Origin of the sequence: Microbacterium sp. cx-59 (genome assembly GCF_020805625.1) — a bacterium.
In the GTDB taxonomy this organism is placed as follows: domain Bacteria; phylum Actinomycetota; class Actinomycetes; order Actinomycetales; family Microbacteriaceae; genus Microbacterium.
Genome location: NZ_JAJHGO010000009.1, coordinates 159,254 through 178,780, shown reverse-complemented (window position 1 = coordinate 178,780; position 19,527 = coordinate 159,254). Strand labels below are relative to the sequence as shown.

The 19,527-nt window shown below is 66.6% G+C and carries 15 protein-coding genes and 1 pseudogene; 5 read left to right on the top strand and 11 right to left on the bottom strand.

The window, feature by feature from the left end; all coding sequences use genetic code 11:
* Positions 1 to 40: 40 nt before the first annotated feature.
* A complete protein-coding gene (locus tag LMI96_RS13100; RefSeq protein WP_223722575.1) occupies positions 41 to 679 on the top strand; it encodes a hypothetical protein in 639 nt (212 codons plus the stop codon).
* Here the strand turns inward: LMI96_RS13100 and LMI96_RS16355 are convergent.
* The 8 genes from LMI96_RS16355 to LMI96_RS13060 form a co-directional block, all read right to left on the bottom strand.
* Positions 676 to 1,989: a sensor histidine kinase gene (locus LMI96_RS16355; protein WP_223722576.1), complete on the bottom strand. Its 1,314-nt coding sequence runs from the start codon at positions 1,987 to 1,989 to the stop codon at positions 676 to 678. The genes LMI96_RS13100 and LMI96_RS16355 overlap by 4 nt on opposite strands.
* Positions 1,986 to 2,708 (bottom strand): LytTR family DNA-binding domain-containing protein, encoded by a 723-nt coding sequence (locus tag LMI96_RS13090; RefSeq protein ID WP_223722577.1) that lies wholly within the window; start codon positions 2,706 to 2,708, stop codon positions 1,986 to 1,988. The genes LMI96_RS16355 and LMI96_RS13090 overlap by 4 nt, the downstream gene beginning before the upstream one ends.
* A 28-nt stretch (positions 2,709 to 2,736) precedes the next feature.
* Positions 2,737 to 3,780 carry a glycosyltransferase family A protein gene (locus LMI96_RS13085; protein ID WP_223722578.1) on the bottom strand — a complete coding sequence of 348 codons (1,044 nt, stop codon included), beginning with the start codon at positions 3,778 to 3,780 and terminating at the stop codon, positions 2,737 to 2,739.
* A 19-nt stretch (positions 3,781 to 3,799) separates the two neighbouring features.
* Positions 3,800 to 4,420: a hypothetical protein gene (locus LMI96_RS13080; RefSeq protein WP_223722579.1), complete on the bottom strand. Its 621-nt coding sequence runs from the start codon at positions 4,418 to 4,420 to the stop codon at positions 3,800 to 3,802.
* Positions 4,420 to 6,867: a glycoside hydrolase family 3 C-terminal domain-containing protein gene (locus LMI96_RS13075; protein WP_228361806.1), complete on the bottom strand. Its 2,448-nt coding sequence runs from the start codon at positions 6,865 to 6,867 to the stop codon at positions 4,420 to 4,422. Before LMI96_RS13075 ends, LMI96_RS13080 begins: the two co-directional genes overlap by 1 nt.
* Before the next feature lie 78 nt (positions 6,868 to 6,945).
* The gene (locus LMI96_RS13070; RefSeq protein ID WP_228361805.1) at positions 6,946 to 9,852 is read right to left on the bottom strand and encodes a glycoside hydrolase family 3 N-terminal domain-containing protein; all 2,907 of its coding nucleotides are present in this window, start codon (positions 9,850 to 9,852) and stop codon (positions 6,946 to 6,948) included.
* A gap of 246 nt (positions 9,853 to 10,098) precedes the next feature.
* Positions 10,099 to 10,941 carry a heme o synthase gene (gene cyoE / locus LMI96_RS13065; protein ID WP_308015771.1) on the bottom strand — a complete coding sequence of 281 codons (843 nt, stop codon included), beginning with the start codon at positions 10,939 to 10,941 and terminating at the stop codon, positions 10,099 to 10,101.
* Between the two features lie 220 nt (positions 10,942 to 11,161).
* Positions 11,162 to 12,202: a hypothetical protein gene (locus LMI96_RS13060; RefSeq protein WP_228361803.1), complete on the bottom strand. Its 1,041-nt coding sequence runs from the start codon at positions 12,200 to 12,202 to the stop codon at positions 11,162 to 11,164.
* A 158-nt stretch (positions 12,203 to 12,360) separates the two neighbouring features.
* Here LMI96_RS13060 and LMI96_RS13055 point away from each other — a divergent pair, with 158 nt between their 5' ends.
* Positions 12,361 to 13,113, top strand: coding sequence for a DUF429 domain-containing protein (locus LMI96_RS13055; protein WP_228361802.1), 753 nt, complete (start codon positions 12,361 to 12,363; stop codon positions 13,111 to 13,113).
* Between the two features lie 73 nt (positions 13,114 to 13,186).
* Positions 13,187 to 14,050 carry an HAD family hydrolase gene (locus LMI96_RS13050; protein ID WP_228361801.1) on the top strand — a complete coding sequence of 288 codons (864 nt, stop codon included), beginning with the start codon at positions 13,187 to 13,189 and terminating at the stop codon, positions 14,048 to 14,050.
* A 54-nt stretch (positions 14,051 to 14,104) separates the two neighbouring features.
* Here the strand turns inward: LMI96_RS13050 and LMI96_RS13045 are convergent, their stop codons facing one another.
* Positions 14,105 to 14,716: a TetR/AcrR family transcriptional regulator gene (locus LMI96_RS13045; RefSeq protein ID WP_228361800.1), complete on the bottom strand. Its 612-nt coding sequence runs from the start codon at positions 14,714 to 14,716 to the stop codon at positions 14,105 to 14,107.
* A gap of 9 nt (positions 14,717 to 14,725) precedes the next feature.
* The gene (locus LMI96_RS13040; RefSeq protein ID WP_228361799.1) at positions 14,726 to 16,393 is read right to left on the bottom strand and encodes a DUF5597 domain-containing protein; all 1,668 of its coding nucleotides are present in this window, start codon (positions 16,391 to 16,393) and stop codon (positions 14,726 to 14,728) included.
* A 101-nt stretch (positions 16,394 to 16,494) separates the two neighbouring features.
* Between LMI96_RS13040 and LMI96_RS13035 the strand changes: the two genes are divergently transcribed.
* Both LMI96_RS13035 and LMI96_RS13030 read left to right on the top strand, forming a co-directional pair.
* Positions 16,495 to 17,748 carry an MFS transporter gene (locus LMI96_RS13035; RefSeq protein WP_228361798.1) on the top strand — a complete coding sequence of 418 codons (1,254 nt, stop codon included), beginning with the start codon at positions 16,495 to 16,497 and terminating at the stop codon, positions 17,746 to 17,748.
* Positions 17,749 to 18,024: 276 nt separating this feature from the next.
* Positions 18,025 to 18,650, top strand: a pseudogene (locus LMI96_RS13030) (transposase).
* Positions 18,651 to 18,664: 14 nt separating this feature from the next.
* On the opposite strand, the gene LMI96_RS13025 reads toward LMI96_RS13030, so the two are convergent.
* Positions 18,665 to 19,525 carry an ABC transporter ATP-binding protein gene (locus LMI96_RS13025; RefSeq protein WP_228361797.1) on the bottom strand — a complete coding sequence of 287 codons (861 nt, stop codon included), beginning with the start codon at positions 19,523 to 19,525 and terminating at the stop codon, positions 18,665 to 18,667.
* Positions 19,526 to 19,527: the final 2 nt, after the last annotated feature.

The window sequence follows — 19,527 nt, the reverse complement described above, 5'->3', positions numbered from 1 at the left end:
CCATGCGAAGCCACCTCACGCCGTCGTCAGAAAGCGCGTCATGTTCACTCGGATCACCCGTCGCTGGTCGAGCTTCGAAGCTGCGAAGCCGACTCTCGCGCAGCTCATCATCTTCATGATCTTGAACGTCGGGATGACGGTCCTGCAGCTCATCCTCATGCCGGTCATCAAGATGCTCTTCGAGTCCACGCCCCTCGTGGAAACGGGCTTCCAAGCGCTGCCGATCGGGGCGCCCACCGAGACCGGTCAGTACTACGTCTTCGACTACGCCGCCGGCGCGCTTCCGGATGGTGGCGGCGGGCTCGCGTACTTCCTCGCCGTCCAGATCACGCTCGCGATCGCGCAGGTGATCAACTTCTTCGCCCAGCGGAACATCACGTTCAAATCGAACAGCAACCCGTGGGTCGCAGCCGTCTGGTACGCGCTCGCCTACGTCGTCATCACGTTCGGCGCCGCGGCGCTGCAGGGCTTCTACAAAGCGCCGATCTACGACCTCTTCATCACGACGTGGGGAATGGGGGCGACGGGCGAGGCTGCGGCCGACATGGTCACCATGTTGATCAACGCCCTGCTCTCAGCGGCGGTGTACTTCCCGATCTTCAAGATCATCTTCCGGCGCGAGCCGGAGATCGGCACGACCGCAGATGCGGCCGACGAACGCGATCGAATCCCGGCCTAGGAAGACTGCGCAGACCCGCGCCGGGGGAGCAGGACACGCAGAGAGAACCAGCCGTCGTCCTGCCCGAGCGAGACCGATCCGCCGTACTTCTCGGCGGCGGCCTCGATGTTACGCAGCCCGTACCCGTGGCCCTCGCCCTCTTTGCGCGTCACGATCCGACCGGCGCGACGGTGCACCCGGCCGTCGAAGGTGTTCTCCACGCGCAGCATGACGAAATCGTCGTGGGCGAAGAGCGAGAACTTCACCATCCGTTGTTCTCGCTCGCCGAGGCGCATCGTCGCCTCGAACGCGTTGTCGAGTGCGTTTCCCACGATCGCGGTGAGATCGAGAGGTCGAACGAAGTCGACCAGTCGGCCGTCGGCGACCACGACGACCGGGATGCCCTGCTCTCGCGCGTACATCTGCTTGCCCGTGAGCACCGCATCCAGAACAGCATTCCCGCTGCGCACCTGCGCACCGTAATCGCGGATCGACGTCTCCAGCTCGTCCAGGATCACCAGGCGCTGCTGGGCGTCCTGTTCGGCGCGGACAGCGTCGAGGTGGTGCTTCATGTCGTGATACTTGCGGTTGACCTCGTCGATCGTCCGCCGCGAGATCTCGTATTGATCGTGCTGACTGGTGAGGAGACGGGCCATCGCTTCCGACTCGCGTCGGGTCTGCAAACTTCGCCGCACCTCGTGCTGCACGTACAGGGCGATGAAGCCGCAGAGGTCGACCAGGGTCCGGATGTAGAGGATCTCCGGGCCGAGGCGACCGCTGAACGGGGTCGAGGCATTCACGAAGCTGAGGTTCGAGATGCCGAACGTCGCGCCGGCGATGGCCAATGCGCTCACGAGGTCCGCGACGCCGACGTCGACGTGCGTGCCACGCGGCATGTGCCGGCGTTCCACGAACCACGCGGCCGCCAGCACGCCCGCGTAGACGAGCACGAGCAGGGCGGCCTTTCCCGCCTCCGGGGCGTCGGCGTAGAACCTGTCCAGTTGCCAGTGGATGGATGCGGTGAGCTCGGCGAGAACGAACGCCCGCGCCGTGAGGTAGCCGGCGGTCACCGCGGTCACCCTCAGCACTCCGAGCAGCAGCACGAACATCGTCGCCACCGCGGCCAGCATGCCGGGGATCCACAGTGTCACCGACAGGAGGCCCGCAATCGTCTGCACCGCGAGCAGCGCGCCGAGGCCGCCCAGCATCGTCGCCGCGGTCGCCAGCCACGGCATCCGCCGCGCCACGATCAACACGAACACCATGCACGCACCCCACTCGGCCAGGGCGGTGTACGTGCGGGGGATGTTCGCGACCACCTCGGGGATCACGAGGTGATGCCCTTCGCGCCGATGTGCGCGGCCAGGGCGGCGAGGAAGAGCTTCTTCCGAGGGCGGCTCACTTGAACGTGGACTCCGCCGCGAATCGAGCAGTCGTTGCCCTCGATCCCGGTGACGTGGCGCAGGTTCACGAGATAGCCGCTGTTGCACCGGAAGAAGTCGTCGCCGGCGAGCTCGGCCTCCATCGCCTTCAGCGACGAGACGACCGAGTAGTCACCGGTCAGCGTGTGGATGACGACCTGATGCTTGGCGCTCTCGACGTACAGCACGTCTGCGACGTCGACGCGGTGGCGGTCGCCGTCGACGGTGGAGAACAGGATGTGGCGACGTTCCCGTCGTCGCAGCCGAACCAGGCATCGTTGGAGCTCTTGTTCGAAAACCGGGTACGACACGGGCTTCAGCAGGTAGCTGAGGGCGTCGACTTCGTACCCGCTGATCGCGAACTGCGGCGAGCTGGTGACGAACAGGATCAGAACTTCGGCGTCGTGTTCCCGGATGCGGCGGGCCGCAGTCATCCCGTCGACGCGCTCCATCTGGATGTCCATCAGCAGGATGTCCCAGTCGGGGCGGTAGTCGTCGATGATGTCCCGACCGTCGCGGAACGCACCCACGTGGAACCGCTCGCCGTGGTCGCGTTGGAAGCGGTCGAGGTGGGAGACCAAACGGTCGATGCTGGCGGGGTCGTCTTCGACGACGCCGATCCGAATCATCGAGTGCTCCTCTCCCGCTCGCGCGATCCTAACTGAACCCCACGACGCGCCTCGCGACGTGGTAGGCGAGCGAGGTGACCCTGCGGCCCGCGCCGCCCGGCAGATTGCTGCTCGTGCCGATGAAACTCCGCCGCATCCGGGTGTACACCCACGGGTTCTCGCGCTTCACGTGCGACCAGAACGCGTCGCGCTTGGCGAGGTGGGCGTCGTCGCCGCCCCGCGCGAGCGTGGCGGACGTGACCGCGCACAGCGCTTCGACGTAGTGGAGGAGCGCGGCATAGAGCTGGACGGGGATGGACCCGGCGGCGACGTCTGCGGCGGGCGGGAGGGCGCCCAGAGCGAGCTTGTTCACGAGGAGCTGCTGGTCGACCCGCGCGAGCATCACGTCGGCGTCGACCGACTGCCCGGCCCGTCCGATGAAGTAGTGGTAGAGCTGCACGGGCAGGTAGTACATCGTGCGGACGCGCACGAGCGGCCGGACGACGTAGAGGTTGTCAACGTAGAAGGTGTGGTGCGGCAGCGAGAGGTCGCTCGCCCGGAGCAGTGAGGTGCGGTAGATGATGGCGTGCATCATCAGGTGCTGACGCTTTCCGAACCGTTCCGTCTGGTGCCAGCCGAAGAGCCGGTCGCTGGGGAAGACGGTATCGAACCGGGAGACGCGGTTGCTCTTCCCGGCGCGGTCGTAGACGAAGTCGGTGAATAGCGCATCGACACCGCCGCGTCCGGCCAGGTCTCTCAGCGTGGCGAGCACTGAGAGCAGCGCCGAGGTATCGAGCCAGTCGTCGGCATCCAGAACCTTGACGTACTCGCCGCGCGCGAGCGCGATCCCCGCCTCGATCGCCGCGCCGTGGCCGCCGTTGCGCTGATGCACCACTCGGATGAGATCGGGGAGGGCCGCCGCGTACGCGTCGGCGAGGGCTCCCGTGGCATCGGTCGATCCGTCGTCGACCACGATGACCTCGATCTCCCGCGGCGACGCTGTCGCCAACGGGTCGAGTGCGCGCGAGAGGTACGCGACGGCGTTGTACGCCGGCACGATGACGCTCAGCAGCGGAGTGGGGACGGTGTGCATTCGAGGTGTTGCGGGCGGGTCAAGCGGAGGCGCCGGTGAGCGTCGGCTCGACGGTCTTCTGCCGGAAGATGACTTTGAAGATCGGGTAGAACACCCAGAACGAGATGGCCGAGTTGATGATCACCGTGATGACGTCGGCGACGACCGCGCCGGTCGCGCCCCAGCCCCAGATGTTCATGAGCAAATCGTAGATGGGTGCCTTGTAGAAACCCTGCGCCGCGGCCGCGACGAACGTGATCACGACGTACGCGAGCGTGTACCACCCGGCAGCGACCCAGGCCGAGGTGTTCGATTTGAAGGTGATGTTGCGCTGCAGGAAGAAGTTGATCACCTGTGCGATCAGCAGCGTGATCTGCACCGACAGGAAGTACGACAGGCCGCCGCCGCCTTCAGGGAGCGGACCCGCGGCGTAGTTGAACATGTAGTACTGGCTGCCGTCCACGTTCGACCCGATGGGCAGCACCTGGAACGAGACCTGCGTGAGATCGCTGAACGCGTCGAATCCCCAGCGGAACAGGGGCATGAGCGCGATCTGCAGGAGGGTCACGCCGTTGGAGAAGACGAAGAACATCAGGAACTTCGACAGCTCCGGGTGACCGTCCGCGAATGTGGTCCAGCGGGTTTTGATGGCGGTGAACATCACCGGCTCCTTCGGGTCGTGCGGGGGCGTTCGGATGCGGCGCGGAAGCGCTCACGGCTCGTCTTCTCGAGACGTCGCCCGCGGAAGTAGGCGGACACGACCGCTCCCACGCCGCGGACGACCTGACCGTTGACGACCGTGAGGACGGCTTCGGTGAGGCGACGGGTGGCGAGGCCGCCACTCATCTTCGACAGCACGCGGAACGGCGCATTGAACATGAACAGGATGTTGAGATCGGGGTGCCCCGACGCCTCTGCCTTGCGGCGGCGCCGGTCGAGGATGCGGAACACGAGCCGCACCAGCGCGCTCTTCGACGTCGAGATGCGGTCGATCGGATCGTTGTAGCCGAGCGGACCGCTTCCCCAGCCCGGTGCTGGCACGTCGTGGCCGAGGAGCGCGGCGAACTCGGAATCGGTGAGCACTCGCCCCGCCTCCGCACGCGCCGCGTGCGGATCGCTCGCGGCCGCACCCTCGGAGATCGACTCCTCGACGTGCACCGTCTCCGACAGCGTGTGATCGCCCGAGTGGTGCCCGACCGAGACGTCGTACTCGCCGCCCTCGACCTGCCATGAGTCGAGATCGACGTCGAAATAGCGGAAGGCGCGGTCGCCGAGCGGCACACGCACGGTCGTCGACGCGCCGGGCTCGAGGCGCACCTTCGAGAAGCCTTTCAGCTCGCGCGTGGGCCGCGGCATCCGGCTCGGCGTGGAACGCCCGACGTAGACCTGCACGACATCGCTACCGGCGCGCTCGCCGGTGTTCGTGACGGTCACCGTCACGATGCCGTTCTGCACCCGGAGGTCGCTGTACGCAAAGGTCGTGTAGCCGAGCCCGAATCCGAACGGGAAGGCAACGGGAGTGCCGGATGCGTCGTACCAGCGGTAGCCGACCGAGAGCGCTTCGCGGTACTCGGCGGTGCGGGCGGTACTGGGGAACCTCCCCGCGGTCGGGGTGTCCGCGAGTCGGAGGGGCATCGACTCGGACAGACGTCCTCCGGGCTCGGCGACGCCGGTGAGGACATCAGCCATGCCCTCGGCACCGGCCTCACCGCCGAGGTAACCGTGCACGAGAGCGGCGGCACCATCGAGTGCCGGGACCTCGACCACCCCACCGGCGCTCAGCACGACCACGACACGTGCGTTCACGGCGGCGACGGAGTTCATGAGGGCGATCTGGTCGGCCGGCAGGGCAAGCGTGACGCGGTCAGAGCCCTCGGACTCGGCGATCTCCGGAAGTCCGAGCGTGAGGATCACCACGTCGGCGGATGCGGCCAGGCTTCGCGCCTCCGAGACGAGCGCGGCATCGGCGACGCCGTCGCGGCGGAATCCGCGGGCGGTGCCGACGAGGTCGAGCGTGCTGGCTCCGAGCGCCTGCGCGAGAGTGGAGACGTCCCGCGCGTTCACGAGCGACGAACCGGCGCCCTGGTAGCGCGGCGTGGTCGCGAAATCACCGATCAGTGCGACGCGAGTGCCCGTAGCGAGCGGCAGCATCCGGTTCTCGTTGCGAAGGAGAACGGCGGATTCGGCGGCAGCGCGGCGTGCGAGCGCGCGATGGGCGGTGACGTCGACGGAGGCGGGGACGGGGCGAGCCGTCACCCGTGCTACGAGCGTCAGGACCTCGCGCACCCGCGCATCGAGGTCGGCTTCGTCGAGAGCACCCGAACGCACGGCCGCTTCGATCTCCCGTGCGGAATCGAAACCGGGGGAGGGCATCTCGATCGTGCCGCCGGCGCGAACGGCGGCCACGGCGTCGTTGCTGCCGCCCCAGTCGGAGACGACGGCCCCGCCGAAGCCCCATTCGTCGCGCAGGACGTGCTGGAGAAGGTGGGTGTTCTCGTGCGCGTACTCGCCGTTCACGAGGTTGTACGAACTCATGACCGTCCACGGGGCGGATTCCTGGACGACGATCTCGAACGCCGTGAGGTACAGCTCGCGGAGGGTGCGTTCGTCGACGATGGAGTCGCTGACCATGCGGCGGAGTTCTTGGCTGTTGACGGCGAAATGCTTGGGAGATGCGGCGACGCCCTCGGACTGGATACCGCGGACGTAGGCGGCGGCGAGTCGTCCGGCGAGCTCGGGGTCTTCGGAGAAGTACTCGAAGTTGCGCCCGCCGAGCGGGCTGCGCTTGATGTTCAGGCCGGGCCCGAGGAGCACGTGCACGCCCTGTTCGGACGCCTCGCGCCCCAGTGCGGCGCCGATCTCCTCCGCTAGTGACTCGTCCCAGCTGTTGGCGACCGTGGCCGCGGTCGGGAAACAGGTGGCGGGCTCGGAGCCGTTGATGCCGAGGTGATCGGCGGACCCGATCTGCTTGCGCACCCCGTGCGGACCGTCGGCCATCCAGATGCGCGGAACCCCGAGTGCGGGGATGGCGCGCGTCTGCCACGTGTTCTCGCCGCTCAGCAGAGCAGCCTTCTCCGTGAGGCTCAAGTCCGCCAGTGTGTCGTTCACGTCAGTCACGATGGTTCTTTCTGTTCGGGGCCGGGTGAGGGGAGACCTCGCCCGGCCCCGTTCGGTGTCGGACCGAGATCAGGCCGACGCGGTGTCTTCTGTGGTGACGACGGGGCGGCGGCGGTGGCGACGCACGCGAACCACCATCCAGACGATGCCGGCGACGATCAGTGCCCCGAGGACGACCGTGACCACGGTCACCCAGATCTCCCACGCGGCCGGCTGGTAGGCCAGGGTCGCGCCCGGGGCCATGCCGTTGACGGCGTTGGAGTTGGCGACCGTGTACAGCACGTTGTGCGCGGCGTACCGGATGTTCGACTGCGCGAATGCGCTCTCCGTGTCGTCGACGGTCTTCGTGCCCGAGAAGGTCAGCATGTGATCGGTTCCGCGTGCGGCCCACGCCTCATCGACATACATGTACGGGTACAGGTTGAAGTCCGTGATGACGAAGCCGGTGAAGCCCCACTCCTCGCGGAGCACGTCGTGCATCAGCGCGGACGAGCCGCCCGCCCAGGTGGCCCCGATGCGGTTGAACGAGCTCATCATGGCCGTCGCGCCGATCTCGGTGGTCTGCTTCTGGTTGTCCGCGTCATACCAGCTGAGTTCCCCTGAGGCGTCCTTGACGATCATCTCGAACGGCTTCAGGTAGATCTCGCGGATGGTCTGCTCCGTGGCCCACGTCGCGATGCCCATGCCGTTGACACGGTTGGTCTCCTGATCGTTCATCGCGAAGTGCTTCGTGAAGGAGTAGACGCCCTTCGTCAGCGCACCGTCGACGGCGGCGGTCGCCAGCATCCCCGACAGGGTCGGGTCTTCGGAGTAGTACTCGAAGTTGCGACCCGCGAACGGCGAGCGATGAAGGTTCGCGGCGGGCGCGTACCAGCCGTTCGCGCCCATCGTCAGCGCCTCGTTGCCGATCGCGACGCCCATCTTTTCGGCGAGATCCACGTTCCACGTCTGGCCCAGCAGGTACTCGGACGGGAACGCGGTGCCGGTCCACAGGTCCGGGTTGATGAACGAGCTGAATCCGGCGGGACCGTCGAGGTCGTTCGTGCGGATCTTGCCGATCTCCGGGAGCCCGGCCGTGTTGTACGCACCCGAGGTGAGCATGTCGACGATGTCGGCTAGTTCGAGCTGGTCGAGGAACGAATCCCAGGCCGGGTCGTCCCAGGCGAGCCCGCGCATGTCGATGAGCGACAGGTCGCCGTCGGCGCCCCAGGTCGGTGCCTCGACGTCGCCGTTCTCCTCTGCCGCAGCCGCGGCGTCGTACGGAGCGAACGCGGCGAGAGTCGCGTCGTTCGCCACGAGGTCGTCGCCCTCGGGGGCGTTCGGGAAGGTTCCGGCGAAGTCCGCGCGCGAGAACTCGGTCAGAGTGCCGTCGGTGAACGGCGCCGTCGCGTCGGCGAACTGATTCGTCGCCGGGGTCTCGTCACTGGCTCGACCGTCGGTGTACGCGACCGTCTCGGCGACGGTGTATGCGATCGGGGAGGTCCCCGGCGCGACCGTGTGCGAGTCGGTCTGCACCTTGATCTCGTAGGTGCCCGCATCGAGCACGTACGCCCCGGCGCCCTCGCTGTCGTAAGAAGCCATCTGCTCGACCGGGATGCTGAGCGTCACGGTCTCGGACGCGCCGGGCTCGAGGACATCGGTCTTCGCGAACGAGCCGAGCACGACGGACGACTTCTCGATGCCGCCGGGAGTGTAGGGCGCCGTGTAGTAGAGCTGCACGACGTCCTTGCCCGCCGTGTCACCGCTGTTGGTGACCTCGACGTCCACGGAGATCTCTCCGTCGGTGGCTCCGAGGCTCTGCCCCGTCACCGCGTAGTCGAACTCCGTGTAGCTCAGGCCGTAGCCGAACGGGTAGACGACAGCCGCGTCGTAGTCGATGAATCCTTCGACGGCCGCCGTCTCGTAGTAGCGGTATCCGACGTAGATGCCCTCTTCGTAGTCCACGAAGTAGGCGTCGTCGACGTTGCTGTAGGCATAGTCGCCGAAGTTGGCGAACGTCGGGTCGGCGGTGAAATCGCTCGAGAAGATGTCGACCGTGCGGCCGGACGGGTTGATTTCGCCGGCGAGGATCGGGCCGAGGGCGCCGAAGCCGACGGCACCGGGAGATCCGGCGAGAAGAACGCCGTCGATGCCCTCATCGTCCTGGAGTGCACCAAGCTCGAGTGAGGTCGACGCGTTGACGACGACGACCACGTTGTCGAAGTTCGACTTCGCGAGTTCGAGGAGGTCCTTCTCGTCTTTGTTCAGCTCGAGCTGGTGCTGGCCGGGCTCGGCGTTCTCATCCCACTGCTCCATGTTCGTCGCCAGATCGCCGCCCTCGCCGCCGCCGCGGGCGATGACGACGACCGCTGCGTCGCCGAACTCGGCGAAGCTGTCGACGGATTCCTGCGTGTACTGATCCACCGGCATCTCGCCGATGTTGTAGTTGGACTCGTCGGGCTTGTCCATCACGATGTTGGTGCGTCCGCCCTCGGCCGCAGGGTTCGCCTCTGCGAACGCGGCGAGCTGGTCGTAGACGGTTCCGTTGACGGTGAACCCGCCGTTCTCGACGCCCGCGCGGATGTTGATCGCCGTCCGGGTGTCGGCGGTGCCCGAGCCGGAGCCGCCGTAGACGGGATCGGCTGCACCGCGACCCAGCAGAGTGACGGCGCCCGCAGCAAGCGGGAGCGTGCCGTTGTTCTTGACCAGGGTCATTCCCTCGCCGGCGATCTCTTCGACGAGAGCGCTGGATGCCGCTTTGGCGTCATCGACGGTCTCGTAGTCGGCGCCGTAGTAGTCGGTGTCGAGCTCCGATCCTTCAGCGGTATTGCTGATGTCGTAGGTCCCGGCCCCCATGTACGACTCGATCGCGCCTCGGAACATTCCGATCGCGATGTTCGCGCCGATGGCCACGATGGCCACCACGGCGACGATCGGGATCCAGATGGCGAGAAACTTCTTGTTCGACATCGGCCGCTTAGCCGTCGCTGAACTCACTGTGTACTCCTCTGTGTGCAGATCTCCGACGATGGAGATCGGTACCCTGCATCGGCGCAGCGGTGCCAGCAGTCATTCCATCGTGGCGTGCGCTGGTCGCCCGCTCTGCCGCACAATCTGTCGTTCTCGCCGCATGAACTGTCACCGATGGTCTGCCCTCGCGGGCATGCGTCGGTCGGGATTCCGTCTGCGTGGGGAGCCGTTGCACGACGAGGATCACCGACATTCCTGCGCAGCGGGAAGGAGTCAGGGCAGAAGCGGGCCCACCACGAACGCCGCGCACATGATCATGACGACCCAGAGTGAGAAGCGGAAATTTCCCCGCGCCCAACGCTCGTCGTCGCGTGTGCGAAGACCGGCGAGGGCGATCCCCATCCAGGCGACGCAGACGGCGCCCATGACGACCGTGTAGACGATCCCGACGGATGCGACGAGCGGAAGCGCGAGTGTGCTCACGCTGAAGAGGGCCGTGTAGAGGACGATCAGCCGCTTCGTATGGGGGATTCCGCGCGTGACGGACACGACGGGAACGCCCGCGGCCGCGTACTCGTCACGCCGATAGATCGCGATCGAGTAGAACTCGGGTTCCTGCCAGAAGAACATCATCAGAAAAGCGACGAGTGCGGTCGCGTCGATTGTCCCGGATGCTGCCACGCACCCCGCGAGCACGGGGATCGCCCCCGACACGCTGCCGACGAGTGTGCCGTGGCGGGACATGCGCTTCGACCACATTCCGTACAGGAACACGTAGACGATGAACCCGATGACGCCGATCGCGGCCACCAGCAAGCCCGACATCCACAGCAGTATCGCGAGACCGGTAAGTCCCAGGACCGCGGCGAAGATGCTGGCCGCGCGGGCGGAGACCGCTCCGGTGACCGTCGCGCGCTGTTTCGTGCGGGCCATGGACTGGTCGATGTCGCGGTCGAGGACGTTGTTGACCACACAGGCGGACGCGATGATCAGCGTCGTCCCGATGGTGACGGTCAGGAAGTCATCGAGACGGAACGCGCCGGCGCTGGAGAGCGCGAAGCCCGCAGCGGTGGTGAGGACGTTCCCGGCGAGCACGCGGGGTTTCGTCATCGACACGTAACGAGCCACCCGTGCCGGAAGAGTGCTGCCTTGCGAGCGGGCCGCGAGTGCTGCGTCGGTTCCGTCCAGGGGTGAGGGGGCAGCGGCGTGCACGAGCAACTTTCGGGAGGACGGCGAGTGGCGCCGGTGTGGCGCAGGGCAGCGCGTCCCCGGCGTCAGCCGAAAGTGAGACCGCTCACTCTTGATCGTACTCGCCCGGCTCGCGGGTCGAGGTCGGTCAGAAGAGCGGCGGGGTCACGTCCTCCGCGGCGATCAGGCCGCTCAGCGTGACGCGTACGCCGGTCACTCCGGCCGCCGGGCCGCGGGTCAGGAGGGTGCGGGCGATGATTGTCCAGGTCGCAGCATCGTCGGTCGGCACGGGCGCACCGGCCTTGAGTGGCGCGAGGCTCCGGGATGACGTGAGGCGCAGCGACAGCGACAGCGTCGAGGCGAGGAGTCCGGCTCTCGTCGCACGGTGACAGACGCGCCGAACGCACTGCTGCACGAGGTCGGCGGGGAGGAGATCGGCGCGGCCGAAACCCGAGATCGCGCCCTCGGACGACAGTAACGTGCGACGGTCGAGTCCTCGAACGGCCGACTCGTCGGTCCCCGCGCGAATGGCGATGAGTCGTCGCGACATGGTCACGCCGCAGACCCGACGGAGTTCCTCGTCGGATGCGGTCGAGAGTTCGCCGAGGGTGCCGTACCCCGACAATCGGAGGCGTTCGATGGTCTTGGCGCCGATGCCCCACACCTCGGAGAGTGGGAGCGTGGCGCGCAGGTGTCGCTCTTCGGGCGGCCCGATCGTGTAGATCCCGTCGGGCTTGGCGCGGCGGGACGCGAGCTTGGCCATCAGCCGCGTCCGGGCGACGCCCACACTGACCGGAATGCCGAGGGTGGTGCTCGTCTCGGCGCGGATGGCCCGAGCCGCGGCGATCGCGGCCGTCCCGTCTCGTGCCCCGACGTCGAGGAACGCCTCCTCGAGCGAGCCGGGTTCGACGCTGACGGCGTGGCGGCCGAAGATGTCGAAGAGGTGGTCGCTCGCCGACTCCACTTCGTCTCGATCGACGTCTTGCAAGACGAGATCCGGGCACGCCGCGACGGCCTCGTGGACGAGCTGGCCGGAGGTCACGCCGCGGGCGCGGGCGGGGTAGTTCGCGCTCGCGATGTAGACGTGGGCGACGACCGCGAACGGCACTTCGTACAGATCGGGACGTCGGCGCATCGCGACGGACGCGAAGAAGGAATCTGCGTCGACGTGCAGAATCGGCCCCACCATCGACGTCTCCTCCTCGTGAGAATGCGCACTCCGCGAGGCGATCCCTGCTGTCCTCGCCCCATTCTCGCAGCGGGCCGTCTGCATCCGGGCATCCGCCGAACGCACTCTCCTCCGGGGGAGGATGGCGTGGTGACTTCCTCCGAGAATGCAGGTCGAGAGTGTTGACGGCGGGCGTCGACCTGGCCGCCCAGAGCAAAGGAACAGCCCTGGCGATCATCGACTGGCAATCGTCGGCCACCGTGGTGGACCTGCGGCTCGACGTCGACGACGCTCGGGTCGTCGACGCTGCTCGACGCGTCGGCAAGGTCGGCATCGACTGCGCTTTCGGCTGGCCCGATGAGTTCGTGCGCTTCGTTCACGCGCATGCGAACGATGCCGCTGATTCTCGCACTGTCGATGGCGGGATTGAGTGGCGGCGAACGCTCGCGTTCCGCGAGACCGACCGCGACGTCCGGCGACGGACGGGCCGCTGGCCGCTCAGCGTATCGACGGATCGTTTGGGGCTGACGGCGATGCGCTGCGCCGGATTGCTCGCCCGGATCGCCGAGGCGGGGATCCCGGTCGACCGGGCCGGAAGCGGGAGAGTCGTCGAGATCTACCCGGGAGCGTCGCTCCGGTTGTGGGGATTCGCGACGGCCGGGTATCGCACCGATCCGGAGGATCGACGCCGGCTGCTCCGCACGATCCAGGATGCGGCGCCGTGGCTGGACGTCGGCGATTTCGAGCCGGCGATGATCTCGTCCGCGGATGCGTTCGACGCCGTGATCGCCGCGCTCGCTGCGCGCAGCGCTGCGCGCGGGACGTCCTCCGCTCCTCCTGCGGACGTCTCGGCGCTCGCCGCGCGGGAAGGGTGGATCGCGCTCCCGGAGGGACCGATCGCCGATCTGATTCTTGACGCGGAGGCGGACTGAGTGTGCCCGGCCGCCTCGCGCAATCTATAAACCAAACGACGCTTGGTTTTGGTGATACGGTGTCGTCGTGCACATGAGCCGCCCGCCCGCCGCGCCCCGTCTCGTCTTCCTCGACATCGACATCGACGGAACACTCACGAACGAGCGCGGCGATATCCCGGCATCCGCCGCAGCCGCCATCGCGGAGGCACGGTCACGCGGGCACCTGGTCTTCCTCGCGACCGGCCGGAGCCCCCTCGAGATCGATCCGCGCGTGGACGCGCTCGGATTCGACGGACTCGTCGCCGGCGCGGGGGCGTACGTGCTGTTCGAGGGCGACTGGATCGTCGAGAACGAGCTCACGGAAGAGCAGACGCGGCGCGTCGCGGGCATCCTCGACGAGCTGGGGCTCGATTACAGCCTCCAGGGCCGGCGCGGGGTGTATCCGACCGCCGGTCACAGAGCCCGGATGCAGCGAGTGCTGGCGAGCTTCGGCTACACGCGCGCCGACATGGAGAACTCCGGAGTGCGGCTGCACGTGCTCGATCCGGGCGAGATCCGCTACGACCATGCCGCGAAGATCGTGTTCGACGGCGACGCCCCCTCGGCGTACGACCTCGTGACGGCGCGGCTGGGCGAGGAGTACGTCGTGGTCGGGGGCACCCTGCCGGGACTCGGCACCGCGAGCGGTGAGATCTCGCCGCGCGGCGTGCACAAGGCCGCCGCGATCGAGGTGCTCGCCGAGCGGTTGGGGCGGACGATGGCCGACACCGTCGCGGTGGGCGACAGCGGAAACGACATCGAGATGCTGCGCGCCTGCGGTGTGGGCGTGGCGATGGGCAACGGCACCGATGCGGCGAAGGCGGCGGCCGATTTCGTCACCGACGCCGTCGAAGACGACGGTCTGCGGAACGCCTTCCTCCGCTTGGCGCTGATCGCGCCGGAGAAACTCGCCTGACCTGAATCCCGCATCAAGGCGGGAATGTCGCTGCCGTCCGCCTCGGAAGCAGGGCTACCGTTGGGCGTCCGTGAGGATCAGAGCCAGAATGCGTTCGAAGCTCGCGCCCATTTGCTCGTCCGGAGTGAGGAGCCATTGCAACTGAAGCCCATCCCACGCGGCGATGATCAGCTTGGCCGCCTCCGGCGCATCCACGGAGCCGGCAACTCTTCCGATCGCCTGGTCTTCAGCGATCGATTCCGCAATCTGGCTCGTGACGCGCGAGTAACGCCGTGCGAACCAGCCGTGCGCCGGGTGGTCGGGGGCGGACGCCTCGGACGACAGGATGGTGAACAGTCGCAACAGCTCCGGGCGACGGAAGTTCGACTCGACGAGTTCGGGAAGGGCGACCCGGACTCCGACTTCGCGCATCCGGTCCTCGAGCCAGTCAGCGCCCGTGTGATCCGCATTCTCGAGAACCGCGATCAAGAGATCGCTTTTCGTGGAGAAATGATGAACGACGCTCGTGAGGCTCATCCCGAGTGTTCGCGCGATATCCCGGAGTGATCCACCGTGGTATCCGCTCGTCGCGAAGACGTTCGTTGCGGCATCGATGATGTCCTGCTGACGACGCGCTGTCTTGGCGTACGGTCCCCGTGGCTTCGGGGTGGGCGTCGTCCGTGTCATCGATCAAGACTAATCATCTCGTGCTGGGCTCTCACGGCCGCCGTCGACGAAGTAGATGCTCGCTGAGGACAGCCCGCTGTGGTCGAGCGACATCGGAATGGGGAAGATCGCGGACTGTCGTTGTGCTCGGGCGGGGTGCAGCCACGCCGTGCCTCCTGCCGTCTCGTCACCGTTCAGGGCGCGGAGAACCCGACGGTCGTGTCGCACAGCGGGCGGCGTGGTCGAGTACTCGAGCACGCGGAGCAGCCCAATCGATCGGGCCCCGCGCGCGTCTTCGAACGTCGCGGTGAAACCTCGGCCCGCCGCGAGAAAGGTCGTCTCGCTGGTTCGCACGATGATTCCGTAAGCCCCTTGGTCGACGGGACTCTGCTCGCCGAAAGGTACGAGCCGCCGGACGCGGAGGTGCACGTCACCGAAGTCGACGACGACGTGTTCGTCCGTAGTCGCCGACGCGGGGATGTGGAAACCGTGACGCGGTCCGGAGGCCAGGTCGACGTCGATGGCGGCGAGGAGCGTGTACGCGTCCCTGAGCGGTTCCGCCTCATCGCCCCGGAAAGAATCGACGCCGAAGGGTGCGACTCCGAGCGCATGATGTTCGCCGACGGCGACGAATACATCGCCCGCGCCCGTCGCGTCTCGCCGCATCTCGGGGATGAAGAGGCCCGAGGACGCGCGCCCGTATTCAGCGCAGATGGCAGAGAAGTCGCCGAAGTAGATGTCTGGAGTGATGAGGTCGACGTTCGGGGCGAGGGCGCGCCACAGGGGAAGCATGGGTGCGACCGGCCCGCCGCTCGGATAGTCGCCAGCTTTCTGTCCGCCCGCCAGGGCGAAACCGGGAAGATCGATGTCGCTGTTGAGCCACGCATTGGTGAAGAACGGCAGGGCAGTGTGCTCCCGTGCCGCGAGAGCTAATGCGTCGACATAGATGGCGAAGCCCCAGGCCATGAAATGCTCGTCCGCCTCAATTGACGAGTCGAACGCGTCCGTCCAGTTCTCACTGTCGCGTGACCGACCCGTCAGCTCGAGGACTTCCGCCGGCGGGCGAGCGGCGAATAATGCATTGGCTCCCGGTCCGTGGTCCCGCGAGTGGCCGAGAAGCCCGATCTCGTTCTCGACCTGAATCATCACCACCGTTCGATCAAGGGAATCGATCTCCTCCACGCGACGTGTCATCTGCGCGAATGCCCGGGCATCGGCGCTGCGGGTGGTGTCGGCGAAGGGAGAGAGGGTGCGGGTTGTGCGCCCCGCGTCGTCGAGGCAGAGAGGGAATCTCTGCCCGTCTGACTTGACCCAGCCGGGAGCGTACGACGACGCGCCGTTCTTGTACGCTCCGAACCACAGAATGATCAGGCGGAGTTCTGCTTCGCGCGCGGCGACCACAAGGCGGTCGACGGCGGAAGTATCGAATTCCCCTTCAGAGGGTTCGAAGTCCTCCCAGGCCACGGGGGCGAGGACGGTGTTCGCCCCGATGGACGCCACGCTCGCAAATGATGCGCGGGCCGCCGAAGCGGTCGACGCAGACGAGTTGTGTACTTCCGCTCCGCGGATGAGTAGGCGTTGGCCACCGACCTCGAGCTCGGCCATCCCGCGTCGGCGGGTCACGCGCGGCGTGCGGTCCATCGATGCGCCCGGAGATGGCTCGACGGAGACGATTCGGTCTTGAAGGTCATTGGGCATCGTTGCACCTTCCGATTGCGTAGAACCAAAATGTAGCATGTGTACGGATTTGGGCCTATGCTGCATTTCGTCACCATTCCGGTCGATGCAAAGGAGCACCGGTGAGCACGCAACCCCACACCCCCACGACCATCGCGACCGAGCCACCCGCGCTCCCGCCAAGACTTGGACGGCTCGGCCCGCTGCTGTTCATGGCCCATGCCGGCTGGATGCTGCCGTTTGCTGCAGCGGGCACTCTCATCCAGGCGCTCATGACCGAGATCGATCCCGCACAGAAGGTTGCGTTGTACGCGACCCTGGCAGCCGCCGGGTCCCTCGCGAGCATGGTCGCCACCATCGTCTTCGGGACCCTGTCGGATCGCACGCGATCGCGATTCGGCCGACGGAACCCGTGGATCGCCACCGGAGCCTTCGTGCTCGCCGCGGCCAGCACGGCGATGTCGTTCACGAACGACTTCGCACTCTTGGTCGTTCTCTGGATGATCTTCCAGATCGGCCTCGCGGTCGTGCTGGCCCCGTTGTTTGCCGTTCTGCCGGACCGGGTCGCTACTCAGAATCTCGGAAAGGCGTCGGCCCTCATCGGTGCAGGGCAACTGATCGCACAGAGCCTCGCCGGGATCATCGCGGGATCGCTCATCACGATTCCTCGGGAGGGTCTTCGCTGGCTGCCCTGGCTCATTGCCGTCGTCATGGTCGTGTTCGTTCTTCTGTCACCGGAGCGCGACAATCGGGCCGAACCGCGCGACCCGCTCTCCGTCCGTGCGCTGCTCCGCTCCTTCGTCCCGCCCAAGGACAAGGATTTCCTCCTCGCCCTGTCGGGCCGGTTCCTGCTGCTGCTGTCTTTCATGATGATCCTGCTCTACCAGCTGTACCTCCTCACCGACTACCTCGGCCTGAGTCTGGCGGAAGCGGGAGGTGTCATCGCCGTCGGTGGAATCGTCATGGCCGTGTCGTCGGGTATCGCAACCATCGTGTCCGGTCCGTTGTCCGATCGGATCGGCCGTCGCAAGCCGATCGTCATGGCCGCATCCGTCATCTTCGCGCTCGCAGCTCTGCCTCTCGCCTTCTTCCCAGAAGTGTGGGCCTTCTACGCGTTCCTCGCGATCGGCGGATTTGCGTACGGTATCTACATCGCCGTCGACCAAGCGCTCCTCGCCGAAGTGCTCCCGAGCGCCGATGACCGAGCGAAGGATCTAGGAATCCTCAACATTGCGAACACGCTTCCGCAGGTGCTCGCCCCGGTCGTCGCCGGTGCACTTGTCGCGACCGTCGGATTCCAGCCGGTCTTCGTGATTGCGGCGGTCCTGGCGGTGGTATCGGCCTTCGTTCTCAAACCGATTACTCGGGTGCGCTGAGACAGCAGCCAGACGGCCCGGCCGCCCCGGGTCCGTCAGGCGAACGTGGCGTCGGCCCGGCGTGCGCACAGGCGCGCTCTCGGTGGGGTCGAAGTTCATATCGCCGAGATGGGGCTCGCGGAACAGGCTCCGGCCGGGGTCCCGTCCGATGCGTAGCGCCGGTAGCGAGGCTCCTGATGGGTCGGCGGGTCTTCGGAACTGGTGACTTCACCTCGGGCAGCGTGAGCATCTAGAGCGTGTCTGACAAAGGTTGGGTTGGGCTGGGAGTCTGGGTTCATGTCGCGGTTTCAGATGCTTTCGGATGCGCAGTGGTCGTTGATCGAGGGGATGCTCCCACGTCCGACCGGTCGGCCTGGGCGGAAGCTCTCCGATGCCAGGACGATGGTCGAGGCGATCATCTACCGTCATCGGACCGGGATCGCGTGGCGGGATCTCCCCGAGGTGTTCGGGCCTTGGCAGACGGTGTGGACGTGGCATCATCGGATGGCTACCGAGGGCACGTGGGATCGAGTGCTCGCGAGGATCACCACCGCGGCGGACGCGGGCGGGCTGGTCGACTGGTCACTGTCGGTGGATTCGACGATTGCGCGGTCCGTGCCGACGGGGCCTACTCGTCCCGCGCGATCCACGGACATCTCCGCTCCCGCGGGAGCAAGGCCGTCATCCCCGAGCACGACGACCAGAAGGGCCACCGGCGCTGGCGCGGCGCGCGGGGCGGGCTCGATACCGCGGACCATAAGAACTGAAACGTCATCGAACGCCAGTACCGCCACCTCAAGCAATGGCGAGGCCTCGCCACCCGCTACGACAAACACGCCCTCGCGTGCAATGTCCTCGACCACCGTTCGGGTCACACTTCCGTGCGCGTACTCACGCCGCAACTGTTGGGGGCTCTCAGCTGATGACTGAGGCGGACTTAACTAGCGTTCCCTTGCTGCGGAGCCTCGGGCCTGTGGTGTCGACCGATCGGCGCCACCGTAGGCGAGCCGCTGACGGGGTCAGATGTCACCAGGGATTCCAGGTCGAAGACCTCTCGAACAAGGCGCGACGTAATGACCTCCCGCGGCGTCCCCTCGGCCACAATTCGCCCCTCCTTCATCGCGATGATGTGGTCCGCATACCGCGAGGCCAGATTCAGGTCGTGAAGCACCATGATCACGGTCGTTCCTGCGGCGTTCACGTCCACCAGCAGGTCAAGAACTTCGATCTGGTGAGTGATATCGAGGTAGGTTGTCGGCTCATCGAGCAGCAACATGTCTGTTCCCTGCGCGAGAGCCATAGCGATCCAGACCCGCTGACGCTGGCCACCGGAGAGCTCGTCAATGCTTCGACTCGCAAGGTCGCGAATACCGGTGGCCGCCATTGCCGCCTCCACGATCGCATCGTCAGCGTCGGTCCATTTGCGAAACCAGCCCTGATGCGGGTAGCGTCCTCGGCCGACCAGATCCGCTACGGTGATGCCCTCGGGTGCCTGCGGAGTCTGTGGGAGCAGACTCAAAATCGTGGCTACGTCACGTGTTGGCATCGAGTGGATGTCCCGTCCGTCCAGCATGATGTGTCCGGCACTCGGAACCAGCAGACGAGACAGGCCGCGGAGCAGTGTCGACTTGCCGCAGGCGTTTGGGCCGACAATCGCAGTAATGCGAGAGCGCGGAACTTCAACATCGAGCGCCTCAATGATGGAGCGGTCGCGATAGCCCAGATGTACGTCCTGCGCCGAGAGGGTGTGCGCCGACACACCCTCGGGCGCTGTCGGGTCGGGGGAGTCAGCGGTCATGA

Excerpts from the sequence above, each read along its gene's own strand:
- LMI96_RS13085 (WP_223722578.1), bottom strand. The coding sequence starts at position 3,780 with ATGCACACCGTCCCCACTCCGCTGCTGAGCGTCATCGTGCCGGCGTAC.
- LMI96_RS13045 (WP_228361800.1), bottom strand. The coding sequence starts at position 14,716 with ATGACACGGACGACGCCCACCCCGAAGCCACGGGGACCGTACGCCAAG.
- LMI96_RS13090 (WP_223722577.1), bottom strand. The coding sequence starts at position 2,708 with ATGATTCGGATCGGCGTCGTCGAAGACGACCCCGCCAGCATCGACCGT.
- LMI96_RS13080 (WP_223722579.1), bottom strand. The coding sequence starts at position 4,420 with ATGTTCACCGCCATCAAAACCCGCTGGACCACATTCGCGGACGGTCAC.
- LMI96_RS13025 (WP_228361797.1), bottom strand. The coding sequence starts at position 19,525 with ATGACCGCTGACTCCCCCGACCCGACAGCGCCCGAGGGTGTGTCGGCG.
- LMI96_RS13060 (WP_228361803.1), bottom strand. The coding sequence starts at position 12,202 with ATGGTGGGGCCGATTCTGCACGTCGACGCAGATTCCTTCTTCGCGTCC.
- LMI96_RS13100 (WP_223722575.1), top strand. The coding sequence starts at position 41 with ATGTTCACTCGGATCACCCGTCGCTGGTCGAGCTTCGAAGCTGCGAAG.
- LMI96_RS13050 (WP_228361801.1), top strand. The coding sequence starts at position 13,187 with ATGAGCCGCCCGCCCGCCGCGCCCCGTCTCGTCTTCCTCGACATCGAC.
- LMI96_RS13040 (WP_228361799.1), bottom strand. The coding sequence starts at position 16,393 with ATGCCCAATGACCTTCAAGACCGAATCGTCTCCGTCGAGCCATCTCCG.